Source organism: Blastococcus sp. SYSU DS0617 (assembly GCF_054051075.1).
Genome location: NZ_JBJHAO010000004.1, coordinates 237,499 through 255,152, shown reverse-complemented (window position 1 = coordinate 255,152; position 17,654 = coordinate 237,499). Strand labels below are relative to the sequence as shown.

The 17,654-nt window shown below is 75.0% G+C and carries 17 protein-coding genes; 7 read left to right on the top strand and 10 right to left on the bottom strand.

Going from position 1 to position 17,654, the window contains the following annotated elements; genetic code table 11:
* Window positions 1-76: 76 nt before the first annotated feature.
* Both ACI793_RS07495 and ACI793_RS07490 read left to right on the top strand, forming a co-directional pair.
* Window positions 77-592, top strand: coding sequence for a putative immunity protein (locus ACI793_RS07495; RefSeq protein ID WP_456605745.1), 516 nt, complete (start codon window positions 77-79; stop codon window positions 590-592).
* A gap of 81 nt (window positions 593-673) precedes the next feature.
* On the top strand, window positions 674-1,555 hold the full coding sequence (locus ACI793_RS07490) for a diacylglycerol/lipid kinase family protein (protein WP_456605744.1): 882 nt from the start codon (window positions 674-676) through the stop codon (window positions 1,553-1,555).
* Window positions 1,556-1,566: 11 nt separating this feature from the next.
* On the opposite strand, the gene ACI793_RS07485 is transcribed toward ACI793_RS07490, so the two are convergent.
* Genes ACI793_RS07485 through pheS form a run of 3 tightly spaced genes read right to left on the bottom strand, consistent with a single transcriptional unit; the run spans window position 1,567 to window position 5,910 of the window.
* Window positions 1,567-2,370, bottom strand: a complete 804-nt coding sequence (locus tag ACI793_RS07485) for an SDR family NAD(P)-dependent oxidoreductase (RefSeq protein WP_456605743.1) — start codon at window positions 2,368-2,370, stop codon at window positions 1,567-1,569.
* Complete coding sequence (gene pheT / locus ACI793_RS07480; RefSeq protein ID WP_456605742.1) at window positions 2,363-4,846, bottom strand: phenylalanine--tRNA ligase subunit beta; 2,484 nt, start codon at window positions 4,844-4,846, stop codon at window positions 2,363-2,365. Before pheT ends, ACI793_RS07485 begins: the two co-directional genes overlap by 8 nt.
* Window positions 4,843-5,910 carry a phenylalanine--tRNA ligase subunit alpha gene (gene pheS, locus ACI793_RS07475; protein WP_456605741.1) on the bottom strand — a complete coding sequence of 356 codons (1,068 nt, stop codon included), beginning with the start codon at window positions 5,908-5,910 and terminating at the stop codon, window positions 4,843-4,845. The genes pheT and pheS overlap by 4 nt, the downstream gene beginning before the upstream one ends.
* Before the next feature lie 253 nt (window positions 5,911-6,163).
* On the opposite strand from pheS, the gene ACI793_RS07470 reads away from it, so the two are divergent.
* From ACI793_RS07470 to ACI793_RS07460, 3 genes are all read left to right on the top strand, one after another.
* The gene (locus tag ACI793_RS07470; RefSeq protein WP_456605740.1) at window positions 6,164-7,006 is read left to right on the top strand and encodes an EamA family transporter; all 843 of its coding nucleotides are present in this window, start codon (window positions 6,164-6,166) and stop codon (window positions 7,004-7,006) included.
* Window positions 7,007-7,076: 70 nt separating this feature from the next.
* The gene (locus ACI793_RS07465; RefSeq protein ID WP_456605739.1) at window positions 7,077-9,341 is read left to right on the top strand and encodes an EAL domain-containing protein; all 2,265 of its coding nucleotides are present in this window, start codon (window positions 7,077-7,079) and stop codon (window positions 9,339-9,341) included.
* 102 nt (window positions 9,342-9,443) lie between these two features.
* Window positions 9,444-11,312, top strand: a complete 1,869-nt coding sequence (locus ACI793_RS07460) for an EAL domain-containing protein (protein WP_456605738.1) — start codon at window positions 9,444-9,446, stop codon at window positions 11,310-11,312.
* A gap of 6 nt (window positions 11,313-11,318) precedes the next feature.
* On the opposite strand, the gene ACI793_RS07455 is transcribed toward ACI793_RS07460, so the two are convergent.
* Together ACI793_RS07455 and ACI793_RS07450 are read right to left on the bottom strand one after the other, a co-directional pair.
* Window positions 11,319-11,621 carry a DUF4873 domain-containing protein gene (locus ACI793_RS07455; protein WP_456605737.1) on the bottom strand — a complete coding sequence of 101 codons (303 nt, stop codon included), beginning with the start codon at window positions 11,619-11,621 and terminating at the stop codon, window positions 11,319-11,321.
* Between the two features lie 34 nt (window positions 11,622-11,655).
* Window positions 11,656-12,363, bottom strand: a complete 708-nt coding sequence (locus ACI793_RS07450; RefSeq protein ID WP_456605736.1) for a TetR/AcrR family transcriptional regulator — start codon at window positions 12,361-12,363, stop codon at window positions 11,656-11,658.
* 62 nt (window positions 12,364-12,425) lie between these two features.
* On the opposite strand from ACI793_RS07450, the gene ACI793_RS07445 reads away from it, so the two are divergent.
* Window positions 12,426-13,361 carry an AurF N-oxygenase family protein gene (locus ACI793_RS07445; protein WP_456605735.1) on the top strand — a complete coding sequence of 312 codons (936 nt, stop codon included), beginning with the start codon at window positions 12,426-12,428 and terminating at the stop codon, window positions 13,359-13,361.
* Here the strand turns inward: ACI793_RS07445 and ACI793_RS07440 are convergent.
* From ACI793_RS07440 to ACI793_RS07420, 5 genes are all read right to left on the bottom strand, one after another.
* Complete coding sequence (locus tag ACI793_RS07440) at window positions 13,358-14,155, bottom strand: TrmH family RNA methyltransferase (RefSeq protein WP_456605734.1); 798 nt, start codon at window positions 14,153-14,155, stop codon at window positions 13,358-13,360. The two genes, ACI793_RS07445 and ACI793_RS07440, sit on opposite strands and share 4 nt — an antisense overlap.
* Window positions 14,156-14,315: 160 nt before the next feature.
* Entirely contained in the window at window positions 14,316-14,705 is a 390-nt protein-coding gene (rplT, locus tag ACI793_RS07435; RefSeq protein WP_091769824.1) for a 50S ribosomal protein L20, read from the bottom strand.
* Between the two features lie 43 nt (window positions 14,706-14,748).
* Entirely contained in the window at window positions 14,749-14,943 is a 195-nt protein-coding gene (rpmI, locus tag ACI793_RS07430; RefSeq protein WP_040336545.1) for a 50S ribosomal protein L35, read from the bottom strand.
* A gap of 98 nt (window positions 14,944-15,041) precedes the next feature.
* Window positions 15,042-15,626: a translation initiation factor IF-3 gene (gene infC / locus ACI793_RS07425; protein ID WP_456605758.1), complete on the bottom strand. Its 585-nt coding sequence runs from the start codon at window positions 15,624-15,626 to the stop codon at window positions 15,042-15,044.
* A gap of 360 nt (window positions 15,627-15,986) precedes the next feature.
* Window positions 15,987-16,481: a PH domain-containing protein gene (locus ACI793_RS07420; RefSeq protein ID WP_456605733.1), complete on the bottom strand. Its 495-nt coding sequence runs from the start codon at window positions 16,479-16,481 to the stop codon at window positions 15,987-15,989.
* 52 nt (window positions 16,482-16,533) lie between these two features.
* Between ACI793_RS07420 and ACI793_RS07415 the strand changes: the two genes are divergently transcribed.
* Window positions 16,534-17,580 (top strand): MBL fold metallo-hydrolase, encoded by a 1,047-nt coding sequence (locus tag ACI793_RS07415; protein ID WP_456605732.1) that lies wholly within the window; start codon window positions 16,534-16,536, stop codon window positions 17,578-17,580.
* The last annotated feature ends 74 nt before the right edge of the window (window positions 17,581-17,654 follow it).

The window sequence follows — 17,654 nt, the reverse complement described above, 5'->3', positions numbered from 1 at the left end:
GCATGACCATACACGGTCATGCATGACCGCTCACTTCGTTATGGGCAGCGTCCCCGCCTGCGGTAGAACGACGGCCATGATCCTGCCGACGGTCCGGGATCCCCGCCTGGTCACCGTCCGCCGCGGCGGAACGCTCTCCGATGCGGACCACCAGCTCCTCGCGCTGTGGGCGGCGGCCTGCGCGGAGCACGTCCTCCCTCTCTTCGAGGCGGTCCGGCCCGAGGACGGGAGGCCGCGCGCAGCGATCGAGGCCGCCCGCGCCTGGGTGCGGGGCGAGGTCGGCATGATGGCGGCCCGTGCCGCGGGCGGTCATGCCATGGGGGCGGCGAGGGACCTGCGGGGGGCCGCACGGCATGCCGCGTACGCGGCCGGACAGGCCGGTGCCGTCGCGCACGTCGCCGCCCACGACCTCGGCGCGGCGGCCTACGCGATCAAGGCGGTCCGCGCCGCCGCGCCGGCCGGCGAGAGCGAGGCCGCGGGACAGGCCGAGTGCCGCTGGCAGCGCGACCAGCTCCCGGACGCGGTCCGCGACCTCGTGCTGGACGACCAGCGCGTGCGGAACGAGATCTGCTGGTCGGTGTTCACCTGCTGAGCGCGCCGGCGCCGGTCCTCGCGCCGCCGGGCGGCCGGCGCGATCCGGTTACCGGTCCGCGACCTGGGCATCCGCCCCGACGTGAGCTCCTTCGACCGGATCGTCATCATCTTCAACCCGCAGAGCACCGGCGACGCGGAGGAACGGGCGGAGGAGCTCCGCGACGACCTCGCCGCGCGGCTGCCGGGGGTGCCCTCGGAGCTCTCGCCCACCCAGCACGCGGGGCACGCCCGGAAGCTGGCCAGGGAGGCGGCCGCGACGGGCAGCCCTCTCGTCGTCTCGGTGAGCGGCGACGGCGGCTACAACGAGGTCGTCAACGGCGTCATGGACGCCGCGAACGACCGGGCCGTCTGCGCGGTGCACGCGGCGGGCAACGCCAACGACCACCGGCGCACGACCCGGCAGGGACCGCTCGCGGACGCGATCGTGGCCGGGGACGTCCGGCGGATCGACCTGCTCCGGCTCACCCTCGGCACGGGCGAGACCGCGGAGGCCCGGTACGCGCACTCCTACATCGGCGTGGGCCTGACACCGGTGGTCGCGGTCGACCTGGAGAAGGGCGGCAAGGGGTCGTGGCGCGAAATGGTGTCGGTGGTCCGCGGGTTCTGGCGCTTCCGGCCCTTCCCCATCCGGTCCGAGGACGGTCGACGGCACCGGATCGACAGCCTGGTGTTCGCCAACATCGCCGAGATGGCGAAGTACGCGAAGCTCAGCGACGGCGGCGCCCCGGACGACGGCCGCTTCGAGGTGATCACCGAGCGGCGCACCGGCCGGCTGCGGTCGCTGGCCACGGCGATCCGGGCGGCGACGCGGGGCCTGGGCCCGCAGCCCAGCGTCACCCACTACGCCTTCACGCCGCTCGTACCGATGCCGCTGCAGCTGGACGGCGAGCTCGTCGAGCTGGAGGCGGACGTACCGGTGGCCGTGGACATCGCCCCGCTGGCGCTGGCGACGGTCGGCTGACGCCGGCGGGCTCAGGCGACCGGGTCGGTGTCGCCGTAGGGCTGCAGGCGGAGCTGCCGGGCGGCGTCCTCGGGCGTGGTCGCGCGGAGGACGTCGAGCTCGTCCTTGCCGGCGCGCACGAACCGGCCCGACCACTGGTCGAGCTCACCGGCGGCGATGGCGGCGATCAGCTCGACCACCCGCTCCGGCGGCGTCCAGTCGGTGAACCCCTCCCACATGTGCATGGAGCGGGTCATCGGGGTGTCCACCACGCCGGGTGCGACGTCGAACGCCCGCACGTCCGAGCCCTCGAGCCCGGCCGCCAGCGACTCGGTGAGCCGCATGAGCCCGGTCTTGGCCACCGAGTAGGCCGAGTAGTCGGGGTTGGCCCGGGTACTCATGCCGCTGGCGATGTTCACGATCCGGCCGCTGTTGCGCAGCACCATCCACGGCACGACCGTCCGGACGGTCAGCAGCGCGCCGCGCACGTGGCTGGAGACGACGTCCCACCACTGGTCGGGGTCGGCCTCCCAGACGGGCACCTCGAACTCGTCGATCAGCCCGGCGTTGTTGACCAGCAGCGCGATCGGCCCGAGCTCCTCGCGCACCACGCCGACCGCCTCCTCCACCGAGGCGCGGTCGGTGACGTCGGCGGCCACGGCCAGCGTGCGGCCGCCGGTGGCGGCGGCGACCTCGTCCATCGCCGTCCGCAGCCGCTCCTCACCCCGGGCGAGCCCGGCCACCGCCATGCCGCGGGCCGCCAGCCCCTCCGCGAGGTGCCGGCCGATGCCGGTCGACGCCCCGGTGACCAGGGCGACCCCGGACAGCTCAGGCACGGAGTTCGGCACCGGTCGCGGCGGCGGCAGCGGTGACCGCGGCGTCGCGCACGGCGGCCGCCTCCTCACCGGTCAGCGTCCGGTCCGGCGCCCGCAGCGTCAGCGCGAACGCCAGCGACCGGGAGCCGGCCGGCACCGGGGCACCGGTGTAGACGTCGAAGAGCCGCAGCGACTCCAGCAGCTCGCCGGCACCCTCGCGCAGCGCGGCGGCCACCGCGGCGGACGGGACGTCGTCCCGCACGATCAACGCGAGGTCCTGGAGGACCGGCGGGAAGGCCGAGATGTGCGGGCCGACGGCGACCGCGGCCGCGGGCAGCGCGTCCACGTCGAGCTCCATGACCGACGTGCGGGCCGGCAGCTCCAGCGCGGCGCACACCCGCGGGTGCAGCTCGCCCGCGTGCCCGACGACGACGTCGCCGACCAGCAGCTCGGCGCAGCGACCCGGGTGCCACGGCGCCCGCTCCCCCGCCCGGACGGCCAGCTCGACTCCGGATGCGGCGGCGACGCGGCGGGCGGCCTCGACGGCGTCGGCCCAGGTCGCCGGACGCCCGGCGCCCCACCAGCCGCGCGGCTCGCGGTTGCCGGCCAGGGCCACCGCCACGTGCCAGGGCTGCCGGGGCACAGCGGCCAGCAGCGCGGCGAGCGTGTCGTCGTCGGGGCGGGCCTCGACGCCGGGGAGAGGCGCGGGCGTGCGCACCCCGCCGGGGAACACCGCGCCGTGCTCGAACAGCGCGAGGTCGCGCTGCCCGCGGGAGAGGTTGCGGGCCAGGGTGGCCAGCAGGCCGGGCAGCAGCGTCGTCCGCAGCGCCGGCTCCTCCTCCGACAGCGGGTTGCGCACCAGCACGAGCTGCCGGCGCTCGTCGTCGTCGGGCAGGCCCAGCGCGTCCAGGGCCGGCGTCCCGACGAACGGGTAGGACGGCGCCTCGACATAGCCGGTCTCGGCGAGGGCCCGGCCGATCGCCCGGCGGCGGCGCTGCACGTCGGTCAGGCCGCGCCCCGGGGGCGCCGTCGGCAGCACCGACGGGATGTCGTCATAGCCGGCGAGCCGGACGACCTCCTCGACCAGGTCGGCCGGGTCGGTCAGGTCGGGACGCCAGGACGGCGGGGTGACCAGCAGGTCGGTGCCGTCCCCGTCGACGGAGCAGCCCACGGCCGTGAGCAGCTCGACGACCTGCATCGGCGAGTACGCCACCCCGGCGGTGCGTACGGGGCGCGCGGCGTCCAGCGGAATCTGCGGCCGGGGCCCCCGGGTGTCGAGGTCGACGACGCCGCCCACGACGGTCGCGCCGCCGTACTCGGAGAGCAGGTCGGCGGCGCGGGCCAGCGCGACCACGGTCATCTCCGGGTCGACGCCGCGCTCGAAGCGCTTGGCCGCCTCGCTGGGCAGCCGGTGCCGGCGGGCGGTGCGGGCGACGCCGGTGGGCTCCCAGTGCGCTGCCTCCAACAAGATCGACGTCGTCGCTCTGTCCCCTCCGCTACCGATCTCGGTGGTCGCACCGCCCATCACGGCGGCCAGGCCGATCGGCCCGGAGTCGTCGGTGATGAGCAGGTCGTCGGCCGACAGCGAGCGCACCGTGCCGTCCAGGGTGGTGAGCTTCTCGCCCTCGCGGGCGAGCCGGACGGCGATGGGACCGCTGACGGCGTCCCGGTCGAAGGCGTGCATCGGCTGGCCGAGCTCGAGCATCACGTAGTTGGTGACGTCGACGGCCAGCGAGATGCTGCGGACACCCGCCTGGGCCAGCCGGCGGCGCAGCCACCAGGGGCTCGGCGCGGTCGGGTCGAGGCCCTCCATCGCCAGCATGGAGAAGCGGTCGCAGCGCTCCGGCTCGGCGACGGTGACCTGCCAGGCGGGAGCGCCGGACCAGGCCGGCGGCGTGGCGGCGCCCGGGTCGCGCCACGGGGCACCCAGGCCGGTGCCCATCTCGCGGGCGATGCCGCGCATGGCCAGGCAGTAGCCGCGGTCGGGGGTGACCGCCAGCTCGATGACGACGTCGTCCAGGCCGGTGACCGGGCCGGCGGGCGTGCCCGGCGGCGGGACGTCGGCGCCCTCGCCGCCCAGCACCAGGATGCCGGCGTGGTCCTCGCCGAGGCCGAGCTCGCGCACCGAGCAGATCATCCCGTCGGAGATCCGGTCGTAGGTCTTCCGCGAGGCGATCTCGAACCCGCCGGGCAGCACCGCGCCGGGCAGCGCGACGACGACCGTGTCACCCACGGCGAAGTTCCGGGCGCCGCAGACGATGCCGCGGGGAGCCTCCTCCCCCACGTCGACCTGGCAGAACCGGATGGGCTTCTTGAAGCCGGTCAGCTCCTCGATGTCGGCGACCCGGCCGACGACGAGCGGGCCGGTGACCTGCTCGGGGCGGTGGATCTCCTCGACCTCGAGGCCCAGACGCACGAACGCGGTGTCGAGGTCCTCGACCGACGTCCCGGCGGGGACGTCGACGTACTCGGCCAGCCAGCCGATGGGGACTCTCACTGCTCGACTCCGAACGCTGTGGTGAACCGGACGTCGCCCTCGACGATGTCGCGCATGTCGCCGACGCCGGAGCGGAACTGCAGGGCGCGCTCGATGCCGAGACCGAAGGCGAAGCCGGAGTACTCGTCGGGGTCGACGCCGCAGGCGACCAGCACCCGCGGGTTGACCATCCCGCAACCGCCCCACTCGACCCAGCGGGGGCCGTCGCGGTGCTCGGGGAACCAGACGTCGAACTCCGCGGACGGCTCGGTGAACGGGAAGTACGACGGGCGCCAGCGGGTGACCGCGTCGGCGCCGAACAGGATCCGGGCCAGGTGGTCCAGCGTGCCGCGCAGGTGGGCCATGGTCAGGCCGCGGTCGATCGCCAGGCCCTCGACCTGGTGGAAGACCGGGGTGTGCGTCGCGTCGAGCTCGTCGGTCCGGTAGACCCGGCCCGGGGCCACCACGTAGATCGGCGGCGTGCGCGAGAGCATCGTCCGCGCCTGCACGGGACTGGTGTGGGTGCGCAGCACCAGGCCGGAGTCCTCCGGCGCCACGAAGAAGGTGTCCATCATCGTGCGGGCCGGGTGGTCGCGGCCGATGTTGAGCGCGTCGAAGTTCAGCCACTCCGCCTCGAGCTCGGGGCCGTCGGCCACCTCGTAGCCCATGCCCACGAAGATGTCGGCGATCCGGTCGGTCAGCGTCGTCAGCGGGTGCCGGGCGCCGCGCGGGGTGCGGTCCCAGGGCAGGGTCACGTCGACCCGCTCCTCGGCCAGCACCCGGGCGTCGCGCTCGGCCTCGAGCTCGGCCAGCCGGGCGGCGTAGGCGTCGGTGACGGCGATCCGTGCGGCGTTCACCCGCTTGCCGGCGTCGGACCGGGCGGCCGGGGGCAAGGCGCCGAGCTCCCGGCGGGCCAGCAGCACCGGCGCGCGGTCCCCGAGGTGGGCCGGGCGCACGGCGGCCAGCCCCTCGAGGTCGGCGGCCTGCGCGAACGCCGTCCGAGCGGCGTCGACCGCCCCGTCGAGGGCCTCCGGGGAGAGGGCGGCGACCTGCTTGGGGTCGTAGGGATCGTTGGCGCCAGACACGGGAGGCCATTCTGCCCGCCGGGACATCGTGTCCGCGCCTGGGTTCCACCCCGCGTCCTCGATGCGCCGACCAGATCGGCGATGTGGCCGCCATGCGGGCCTGTTGGCGACCAGATCGGCGATGTGGTCGCCATGCGGGCCGGTTCGCGACCAGATCGGCGATGTGGTCGCCACCCGGGCCGGCCGGTCGGAGGCGGGTGCTACAACGTGCCCGGTCGCGCACCCGGCGGACCGCGGAACCCGGAGGTCGGTCGTGGCGGTGGTCCTGGCGCTGGCCTCGGCCGTCGTCTACGGGGCGTCGGACTTCCTGGGCGGGCTGGCCACCCGGCGCACGCCGGTCTTCGGCGTGGTCGCCCTGTCGCAGGTGATCGGCCTGGCAGCGCTGCTCGCGCTCCTCCCCTGGCTCGGCGGCCCGGTGGGCTCCGCCGATCTGGCGTGGGGCGCCGCCGCCGGTCTCGCGGGCGCCACCGGTCTGGTCATCTTCTTCCGCACCCTGGCCGGAGGCGTGATGAGCGTCGTCGCGCCGGTCACCGCGGTCACCGCCGCCGCCGTCCCGGTCCTGGTCGGCCTGGCCGGCGGGGAGGCCGTCGGGACGTGGGCCGGGATCGGCATCGCGCTCGCGCTGGTCGCCGTCGTCCTCGTGTCCGCGGAGAGCGGCCTGGCCGCGCTGCGGGCAGCCCGGCCGACCGCCCTGGCCCCGGCGCTGCTGGCCGGCAGCATGTTCGGCCTGTTCTTCGTGCTCCTCGACCGGACCTCGGCCGACGCCGGCCTCACCCCGCTGGTGACGGCCCGCGTGGCCTCCGTGGGGCTGGTCGTCTGCATCGCCCTCGCGGGGAGGCGCTCCCTGCGGGTCACCCGGGCCGCACTGCCGTTGGTCGCCACGTCCGGCGTCGGCGACATGACGGCCAACGCGCTGTTCCTGCTGGCCACCCAGGCCGACGGCCAGCTGGCGATCACCGGCGTCCTCGCGTCGCTCTACCCGGTGAGCACGGTCGTCCTGGCCCAGCTCGTCCTGCGCGAGCGGCTGGTCGGTGCGCAGGTCACCGGCCTGCTGACGGCGGCCACCGCGGTCGTGCTGATCACGCTGCCGGGCTGACGTCTCCCCCCATGGGAGGTGAGCCGCCGCGCCGGCTCACCTGGAATCACCCGCCGGCCGATGGGGGGACGTGGACCCCTTCTCGGAGAACCCGGAGAGCGCGCTCGAGGCAGCGCTGGCTCCCGGCGGCGTGCGCAGCGTCTTCCAGCCCATCGTGGAGCTCGACACCGGGCGCGTGGTCGCCTACGAGGCGCTCGCGCGCGGGCCGCAGGGTCCGCTGGAGCGCCCCGACCTGCTCTTCGCCGCGGCCCGATCGGCGGGCCGGCTGGCCGAGCTGGACGAGCTCTGCCGTGCCGCGGCCTTCCGCGGCGCGGTGGAGCAGGGGTTGCTCGCCCCGCTCACCGTCTTCGTCAACGTCGAGCCGGAGGTGCTCGACAGCGCCCCGCTCGACGACCTGCTCACGATCGCGGAGGGCGCCCCGCGCGACCTCCGGATCGTCCTGGAGATCACCGAGCGCGCCCTGGCCGCGCGCCCGGCCGAGCTGCTGCGCACCGTCGAGCGCGTCCGCAGCCTCGGCTGGGCCGTGGCGGTCGACGACGTCGGGGCCGACTCCATGTCGCTGGCCTTCCTGCCGCTGCTCTCCCCCGACGTCATCAAGCTGGACCTGAGCCTCGTGCAGAACCGGCCCGGACCGGCGATCGCCGAGATCATGAACGCGGTCAACGCGCACGCCGAGCGGACCGGGGCCCTCGTCCTCGCCGAGGGCATCGAGACGCAAGCGCACCTGGCCACCGCACGGGCCCTGGGCGCCACCCTCGGGCAGGGATGGCTGTTCGGCCGCCCCGGACCGGGTGCCGCCGCCGGTCTCCTCACCGGCCGGCTCGGGCTCCCCGCGGCCCCGGCGCCCGCGGCCGTCGACGCCTCCCCCTTCGCCTGCCTGCCCGCCGGCGTACCGCTGCGCCGCTCGGTGAAGTCGCTGCTGATCGAGCTGAGCAAGCAGCTGGAGCGGGAGGCCATGCGCCTGGGCGAGACGTGCGTCGTCGCCGCCACCTTCCAGGAGGCCCGGCACTTCACGCCCTCGACCATCCAGCGCTACCGCGACCTCGTCGAGCGCACGGGTTTCGTGTGCGCCCTCGGTGAGGACCTACCGGTCGAGCCCCTGCCGGGTGTGCGCGGTGCCGCCCTCGACCCGTCCGACCCGGTGCGCGGGGAATGGGACGTCGTCGTGCTGAGCCCGCACTTCAGCGCCGCGCTGCTGGCCCATGACCTCGGCGACGACGGACCCGACCTGGAGCGCAGCTTCGAGTACGCCCTGACCTACGACCGCGAGACCGTCATCCGGGCCGCGCACGCGCTGCTGACCCGCGTCGTCCCGCGCGCCGACGCCGCCGTGCCGGTCGCACCGGAGCGCCCGGTGCGAGCGCTGAGCGCCTCGCCGGCACGGCACCACGTCGGACCGGACGGCGACGCCCTCCTGCGCAGCGCCCTGGCGGCGACGACGAGCGGGGTCACGATCGCCGACATGCGGCTGCCCGACCAGCCGCTCATCTACGTCAACGACGCCTTCGAGACGCTGGCCGGACTGTCACGCGAGGACGTCCTGGGCCGCAACTGCCGGTTCCTGCAGTCACCCGACACCGACCCGGCCGCGGTGGCGCGCATCCGTGCGGCCATCGACCGCGGCGAGGAGATCCGGGAGACGGTCCTGAACCTCCGCGGAACCGACCGCGAGCCGTGGTGGAACGAGATCCACCTGGCCCCGGTCCTCGACTCCGACGGCGTCCTCGTGCAGTACATCGGGGTGCAGCACGACGTCTCCGCCCGCGTGGCCGCCGAGCGGGCGCTCCTGCAGGAGCGCGACCGCAACCGGGCCTCCCTGGACCGGATCGAGGTGCTCACCCACACCGATCCCCTCACCGGGCTCCCGAACCGGCGTCGTCTGGAGGAGCAGGTGGAGGCCGCGGTGTGGGACGCACGCAGCGGCTCGGACACCGTCGCGCTGCTGTTCGTCGACCTCGACGGCTTCAAGGCGGTGAACGACGAGCTGGGTCACGCGGCCGGCGACGAGGTGCTGCAGTCGGTCGCCCGGACCCTGCGGGGGCGCCTGCGCCGCGCCGACCTGCTGGCCCGGCTGGGTGGCGACGAGTTCCTCGTCGCGCTGACCGGGCTGGCCCCGGACAGCGCCGCCGTGGAGGCCCGGCGGGTGGCCGACGGGCTGGCAGCCGCCCTCGGGGCGCCGATCGAGGTGGCCGGCCGCAGCGTCATGGTCGGCGCGAGCGTCGGGGTGGCGGTCTACCCGGCTGACGGCGAGGAGTTCTCCGCCCTGCTGCACCGCGCGGACGTCGACATGTACCGGTGCAAGACGACGGCGCGGGGAGCCGTGACGGCGCGCTGAGGCCCCCGCGGCACGAAACGCCGGGCGCGGCCGGCCTCCCCCTTCGGGGTGGGGTGACCGCGCTCGGCTTGGCCGGCACCGGCGACCGGCCGATGGGACGACGTGCACACGGACCTCCCCGACGCCCTCGCCGCCGCCCTCGACCGGGTGCTGGACGGCGGCGTGCGCAGCGTCTTCCAGCCCATCGTCGACCTCGACAGCGACTGCGTGGTCGCCTACGAGGCGCTCGCCCGAGGGCCGGAGGGACCGCTGGAGCGCCCGGACGCGATGTTCGCCGCCGCCCGCTCCGCCGGCCGGCTGGCCGAGCTCGACGAGGCGTGCCGGGCCGCGGCCTTCCGGGCCGCGGTCGCCCACGGCCTGCTCGCGCCCACCACGGTCTTCGTCAACGTCGAGCCCGACGTGCTGGACAGCGCCCCCCTGGCCGACCTCCTGGCCATCGCCGAGACCGCGCCCCGCGAGCTGCGCGTCGTCCTCGAGGTCACCGAGCGCGCCCTGGCCGCCCGGCCGGCGGAGCTGCTGCGCACCGTCGAGCGCGTGCGCACCCTCGGGTGGGGCATCGCCCTGGACGACGTCGGCGCCGATCCGATGTCGCTGTCGTTCATGCCGCTGCTGCGGCCCGACGTGGTCAAGCTCGACCTGCGCCTGGTGCAGGGCCGCCCCGGCCCGGCGGTCGCCCAGGTCATGAACGCGGTCAACGCCTACGCCGAGAGCACCGGCGCCCTGGTGCTGGCCGAGGGCATCGAGAACGCCGAGCACCTGGCCACCGCCCGGTCGCTGGGGGCCAGCCTCGGGCAGGGGTGGCTGTTCGGCCGCCCCGAGCGGGCTCCGGCACTCGACCGTCCCTCCACCGAGCTCTTCCTGCCCTCCCCCGAGCCGGTCGACGTCGACCGGCCCGGCGACGCTTCCCCCTTCGGCTGCCTGCCCGACGACACCCGGCTGCGCAGCTCCCCGAAGTCGCTGCTGGTCGAGCTGAGCAAGCAGCTCGAGCGCGAGGCGGTGCGCGTCGGGCAGACCTGCGTCGTCGCCGCCACCTTCCAGGAGGCCCGGCACGTGACCCCCGCGACCGAGCGTCGGTACGCGGAGCTCGCCGAGGCCACCGGCTTCGTCTGCGCCGTCGGGGAGGGCCTGGACACCGAGCCGCTGCCCGGCATCCGCGGCGCCACCCTGGCCCCCGCCGATCCGGTGCGCGACGAGTGGGACGTCGTCGTCCTCGGCCCGCACTTCTCGGCGGCGCTGCTGGCCCGCGACCTCGGCTCGACCGGCCCCGACATGGACCGCCAGTTCGAGTACGCCCTCACCTACGAGCGGACCACGGTCGTCCGGGCGGCCCGGGCGCTGCTCTCCCGGGTCGCGCCGCGCCCGGCCGGAGCGCTGCCGGCGGCTCCCCGTCGTGCGGTCCCCGCACCCCCGCAGGCGGCCTCCGCTCCCCTGCCGATCCCGCGTCCGCCGATCCCGCGCCCGCGGGTCGCCGGGACCGACCACCGGGCCCACCTGGAGAGCCTCGGCGCCACCGATCCGGTCACCGGCCTCCCGGGCCGGCTGCGGACCGAGGAGCTGCTCGAGGTCGCCACCTGGAACGCGCGCGGGGGCGGCGACGTCCTGGGCGTCCTCACCGTCGACCTGGACGGCATCGACGCCGTCGCGGACCGGTTCGGTCGCGTGGCCGCCGACGACGTCCTGCGCGCCGCCGCCCAGCGGCTGCGCGGGCGGCTGCGCCACGGGGACCTCGCGGGCCGGCTGGGTGCCGGGCGCTTCGCCGCCGCCGTCCCGTGCCTGGCCCCGGCCGGCGCGGCCCGGGAGACCGCCCGGATCGCCGGCGCGCTGGCCGACGCGATGAGCACCCCGTTCGTCGTCGCCGGTGAGCAGGTCGTGCTGGGCGTGCGCGTGGGCAGCGCCCTGTGCCCCGCCGACGCCGACGACGTCCCTGGCCTGCTCGGCGCCGCGGCGACCGGAACCGCCGTGCAGCGCTGACCCGGGTCAGACCTCGGCGGCGCCGTCGAGCAGCTCGACCGGGAAGGGCGGCCGGCCGACGCCGGTGACGCGGGTGTTGCCCCACGGGTCGGACTCGGTCGCCTCGGCCGGCCCGCTCCCGTGCGGCGTCGTCAGCTCCAGGCGGGTGCGAGCCGGCAGCGCAAGCGCGATCCGCCCGGACCACACCACCGAGCCCGCCAGCGGGTCGAACCGCGCGCCGAGCACCGCACGGGCGGTGCGGACGGGCTCTCCCTCGACGACCACGGTGACCTCGCCCGCGTACCCCTCGGGCTCGTCGTGCTCGCTCATCGTCTCCTCCGGTGTCGGGGTGGGGTGCGGTCGGTCAGCGGGTCGGCGGCAGCAGCGCGCCGAGCCCGCCGTGGGCCAGCTCGGTGAGCTGGTCGACCAGCTCGGCGGCCGTCACCGTGCGTGCCGCCGACCACCAGTGCGCGGCGAGCTGGACCATGCCGACGACGCCGTAGGCCCAGGTCATCGCCGCATCGGCCGGCCGCCCCGCCGCCGCCAGCCGTTCGCCCATCAGCACCCCCAGCGCCTCGGAGATCTCCCGCTCGGTGGCGGCCACCAAGTCGGCCCGCCCGGAACGCCCCGCGTGGGCGTAGGCGAACCGGTAGAGCGCGGGCTCGTCCTCGATGAGGGCGACGAAGGCGGCGATGACCGCGTGCAGCTGGGCCCGGTCGTCGGCGCGCTCGGCGACGAGCTCACCCATCAGCCGGGGCAGCAGGATCGCCTCGGAGATGCGGCCGAGGACGGCGTCGACCAGCTCGTCCTTGTCGCCGAAGTACCGGTAGATGACCGTCTTGGAGACCCCGGCGCTGCGCGCGACGTCCTCCACCGCGAACTCGGGGCCGGCCAGCCGCACGGCCTCGACAGCGGCGGTGACCAGATCCTCGCGCCGGGCCCGCCGGTGCTCGGTCCACCGGGCCCGCCGTCCGTCCGAGGGCGGGGCGTCCGAGGGCGGGGCGTCCGAGGGCGGGGCGTCCGGCGCTGCGGGCGGGGCCTCCTGCGACTCGCCGAGCACTGCGGGTTGCATGTGTTTCACCGTAACAACTACCTTTCCTGACAGCCCCGCTCGACGCCCGAGGGAGACCGCTGATGACCGCCACACTGCCCTCCGCCACCGCCGCCCACGACTCCGCCACGCGCAAGGCGCCGGTCGACCGGCAGGCGCTGTCCGCGCGGCTGCTCGGCTCGGCGGCGAAGAAGTCCTACGACCCGGTCGTCGACATCGACTGGGACGCACCGATCCCCGCGCACCTGTACGGCCTGTCCCCGGAGTGGTCGAGCCTCTACGGCACCGAGCTGTGGGAGGGGCTCAGCGAGGAGCAGCGGGTCACGCTCACGGTGCACGAGTACTGCTCCATCTCCGGCGTCGGCATCTGGTTCGAGTGCCTGCTCATGCAGCTCATCCTCCGCGACATCTACGGCGACGACCCGGCGCAGCCGCACGTGCAGTGGGCGCTGACCGAGATCGCCGACGAGTGCCGGCACTCGGTCATGTTCGCCCGCACGGCCGAGACCTTCGGTGCGCCGTCCTACCAGCCGCCGAAGCGGATCCTGCGCCTGGGCAAGGCGTTCGCCGCCAAGGGCGACGGGCCGGCCGCCTACGCGGCGATCCTCGTGGCCGAGGAGATCCTGGACATCTTCCAGCGCGACCTGATGAAGGACGAGCGGGTCCAGCCGCTCACCCGCGCGACCAGCCAGATCCACGTCGTCGAGGAGGCACGGCACATGCGCTTCGCCCGCGAGGAGGTCGCCCGCCGGACGCCGGAGCTCTCGCGGTGGCAGCTGCGCAAGCACCGCACCGTCGTCGCCGCGGTGGCCGCGATCGTCGCGGAGAACCTGGTGCAGCCCGAGGTGTACGCCTCGGTCGGCCTGGACCCGGCGACGGCGAAGGCCGCCGCGCGGGCGAACGAGCACTACGCGGCCAAGCTGCGCGAGGCCTCCACCGGGCTGGTGGCGTTCCTGCGCGACGTGGGGCTGATCGGCGGCCCCTCGGAGCGGCTCTGGAAGCGTGCGCAGCTGATCTAGCGGGCCTGGGCCAGCTGGGTCGTGTAGAGGCAGATCGCTGCGGCGGCGGCGAGGTTCAGGCTCTCCGCCCGGCCGCGCATCGGGATGCGCACCCGGGCGTCGGCCAGCGCGGCCAGCCCGGCGGGGACCCCGCGCGCCTCGTTGCCGAACAGCCAGAGCACCGGCCCGGCCAACCGGCCCTCGGCGGCCGCCGCGTCGAGGGCGAGCTCTCCGCCGCCGTCGGCGGCCAGCACCGTGCCGCCGGCGGCCTGCCAGCCGGGCAGGAACTCCTCGAGCGGCGCCTTGCGGACGACGTCGAGGTGGAACAGGCTCCCCGCGCTGGACCGCACGGCTTTGCCCCCGTACGGGTCGGCCGAGCCCGCGCCGAAGACCACCGCGCCCGCACCGCAGGCATCCGCCGTCCGCAGCACGGTGCCGGCGTTGCCCGGGTCGGCCAGCTCGGCCAGCGCCACCGCCAGCCCGGGCGGGGCGGCCAGGACGTCGTCGGCGGGCACGTCGCGCAGCCCGCAGACGGCGACCAGTCCCTGGGGGGTGACCGTCTCGGACAGCCCGGCCGCCGCCTTCTCGGTGACGAGCCGGACCGGCACGGCGACGGAGTCGAGCAGCTCGCGGTGCGCCGCGGCAGCCGCCTCGGTGGCGAACACCTCGCGGACGGCGGTGGGGTCGGCCAGCGCCTCGACGACGGCCTGCCGCCCCTCGGCGAGGAAGAGGCCCGCGGCGTCGCGGCCGGCGCGGCGGACCAGCTTGCGGGCGGCCACGATCCGGGCGGACCGCTCGGTCAGCAGCTCGCTCATGTGGTCCCTCCCCTCACGACGAGATCGGCGATGTGGTCACGTCCCACGGCCCATGGCGACGAGATCGGCGATGTGGCCGCGATGCGGCCTGCAGACACCGACGCCGCCGGTGCCGACCCCGGAGGGCCGGACACCGGCGGCGTCGGAGGGTGCGTCGGGCTCAGGCGGCCTGGGCGCCAGTCGCCTGCGGGTTCGCGGCGAGGGCGGCCCGGGCGGACTCCACCAGGGTGGCGAAGGCGGCGGGCTCGTTGACCGCCAGCTCGGCCAGGACGCGACGGTCCAGCTCGATGCCGGCGAGCTTCAGACCCTGCATGAACCGGTTGTAGGTCATGTCGTTCTGACGCGCGGCGGCGTTGATCCGGGTGATCCACAGCTTGCGGAAGTCACCCTTGCGGACCTTGCGGTCGCGGTAGTTGTAGGTGGCCGAGTGGAGGATCTGCTCCTTGGCCTTGCGGTACAGCCGCGAACGCTGCCCGCGGTAGCCGCTGGCCTGCTCGAGGACTGTGCGGCGCTTCTTCTGGGCGTTGACCGCCCGCTTCACGCGTGCCACGGAAGTGCTCCTGTCGATCTAGGTGTCAGTGGTGGAAGGACGCTCAGAGGCCCAGGAGCTTCTTCATCCGCGGCGCGTCGGCCGGGGACAGCACGCCGATGCCGCTCACGCGGCGCTTGCGGCTCGAGGACTTGACCTCGAACTTGTGCTGGTTGTTGGTGTGCTCGCGCACCAGCTTCCCGGAGCCGGTCACGCGCACGCGCTTGGCCGTGCCCTTGTGGGTCTTCTGCTTCGGCATGTCCCTCGTCCTGTTCGTCTGGATGTCGCTGCCGGCTGCAGCACGGAGCTGCTGCCGGCACCGGCCGTCTGCGGTCGTGCGGTGGATCGGGCGCCCGGTCAGGCCTGCGCGGCCTGCTGGTCGTTCGCCGGCTCGGACGCCGAGGCCTTCTCCTGCTTCGCGCTGCGTCGCGCTGCGTCGGTGGCGGCCTGGTTCCGATGGGGTGCGATCACCATGACCATGTTCCGTCCGTCCTGCTTGGGGTTGGACTCGACGACGCCGAGCTCGCTGACGTCGGCGGCCAGCCGCTGGAGCAGCCGGTAGCCCATCTCCGGTCGCGACTGCTCGCGGCCACGGAACATCACGGTGATCTTGACCTTGTCGCCGCCCTTGAGGAAGCGCTCGACGTGGCCCTTCTTGGTCTCGTAGTCGTGCGGGTCGATCTTGAGGCGCAGCCGCATCTCCTTGATGACGGTGAGCGCCTGGTTCCGCCGGGCCTCGCGGGCCTTCTGGGCGGACTCGTACTTGAACTTGCCGTAGTCCATGAGCTTGCAGACCGGCGGCCGGGCCATGGGAGCGACCTCGACGAGATCGAGCTCCGAGTCCTGGGCCAGTCGCAGCGCTTCGCCGATCGACACGACGCCGACCTGCTCGCCCTCGGGTCCGACCAGCCGGACCTCGGGAACGCGGATACGGTCGTTGATGCGGGGCTCGGTGATGGCCTCTCCTCTGCTCTTGCCTGTGAGGAGCTCACCCGTCCCGGCGCCGGAGAGGACGAAGGCCCCGCGAGCATCAGCTCACGGGGCCCACTCTCCGGTGCCGCACACGTCCGGGGACGCATGCGGAATTACGACAACCGACCGGAGCCGGTTCTCGCGATCCGGGGACCTGAGTGCCTGGACGGCGTCAGGTGGGAGCGGGCTCCTCTTGGATCAGCGGCCCGGGGCGGGGCCGCTGGTTGGTTCGCGCGCCTCATGTAGCGGGGGGAGGCACGCCCACTCTACAGCGTCCCGCCCGCCATGGTCATTCCCGGTCCCCCGCGTCCCGCAGCAGGGAGGTCGCGGTCAGTTGTCGTACAGCAGGGGCGGCGGTACCGGGTCGTCGGCCCGGGCCGCGGCGTGCAGGGCCCGCAGCCCCTCGACCGCCCGCGCGGCGTACTCGCCGTCGACCGCCTGCAGGCCCAGCAGCGACACCTCGTCGCCGTTCTCCAGGGCCAGCGACCCCCAGGCCGACTTCCGCTCGAAACGCACCGCCCGCACCGACCGCCAGGGCAGCTCGTGGCGGATGAAGAGGTTGCGCACCCGGATACCGGAGGCATCGGCGTCCACGCGGGACCGGCCCAGGAACAGCACGCCCACCGCGAGCAGCAGCCCGAGCCCGGCGAGTGCGACCTGGTCGACGACGCCGTAGTTCACGACGGTGTTCGTGGTCGAGGGCAGCGACAGCGCCACCACCGCCGCCACCAGGAGCACGACTCCGGCGAGGACGGCGAGCAGCAGCCGCAACCGGCGCGGCACGGCCGTGACGGTCACGGGGACGGTGGGGGCGGGACCCGGCATGCCCCCATGGTGACAGCCGGCGCACGGCCCGCGGCTGGCAGAGTGGCCTGACGTGGAGATCACCGGCACCGCCCAGCACGCCGCCTGGCAGGCCCGCGAGCTGCCCCCGGTGGAGCAGCTGCGGGCCGATCTGTGGTCCATCCCGGTACCCATCCCGCACAACCCGCTGCGCTACAACAGCATCTACGCCTTCGCCCTCGACGGCGGCGGGCTGGGCCTCATCGACACCGGCTGGGGCAGCGACGAGTCGTGGGTCGCGCTCACCGGCGGGCTGGCCGCGATCGGCGGTGACATCACCGACGTCCGCGGGGCGCTGGTCACCCACCTGCACTTCGACCACCTGGGCCTGGCCGGACGGGTGCGCGAGGCCAGCGGCGCGTGGATCGCCATGCACCCGGCCGACGCCACCGCCGTGCACGGCCTGACGACCGCCGGCGCGCAGCAGGCGGTGGACACCGAGGTGGAGTTCCTGGTCGGGCTGGGCGCCGACCGCGACGAGGCCGTGTCCGACGTCGGCCCCGCGGAGAACATGGGCAGCTGGACGTCGATGGCGGTGCCCGACCGGCTGCTCGAGGACGGCGAGCACGCGGACTTCCCGGGCTGGCGGCTGCGCGCCGTCCACACTCCGGGGCACACGCCCGGCCATCTCTGCTTCGCCGAGGAGGACACCCGCCTGTTCTTCTCCGGCGACCACGTCCTCCCCCGCATCAGCCCGAACATCTCGACCAACGCCCGCGCCGGCGATCCGCTGCGGGACTTCCTCGACTCGCTGGCCGCCGTCCGCGACCTGGACGCCGACGAGGTGCTCCCCGCGCACGAGTGGCGCTTCCGCGGGCTGGCCGACCGCGTCGACTCGCTCACCGCGCACCACGAGCACCGGCTGGCCGAACTGCTCTCCGCCATCGCCGCGCACCCGCACGCGACGCCGTGGCAGCTGGCCGCCTACCTCACCTGGTCGCGGCCGTGGGAGCAGTACGAGCGGCGGATGCGCATCTTCGCCGTCACCGAGACCGACGCGCACCTGCGGCTGCTGGCCAGCCGCGGTCTCGTCGTCGGCAGCGGTGGTCCGGTGCCCACCTGGACCCTGGCCGCCCGCTGACCGCGCCGACCCCCGGTGACTCCGGTCACCTCTGCCCGCAGCGCACCCTGGACGACACATGCCGGTAACGCCGA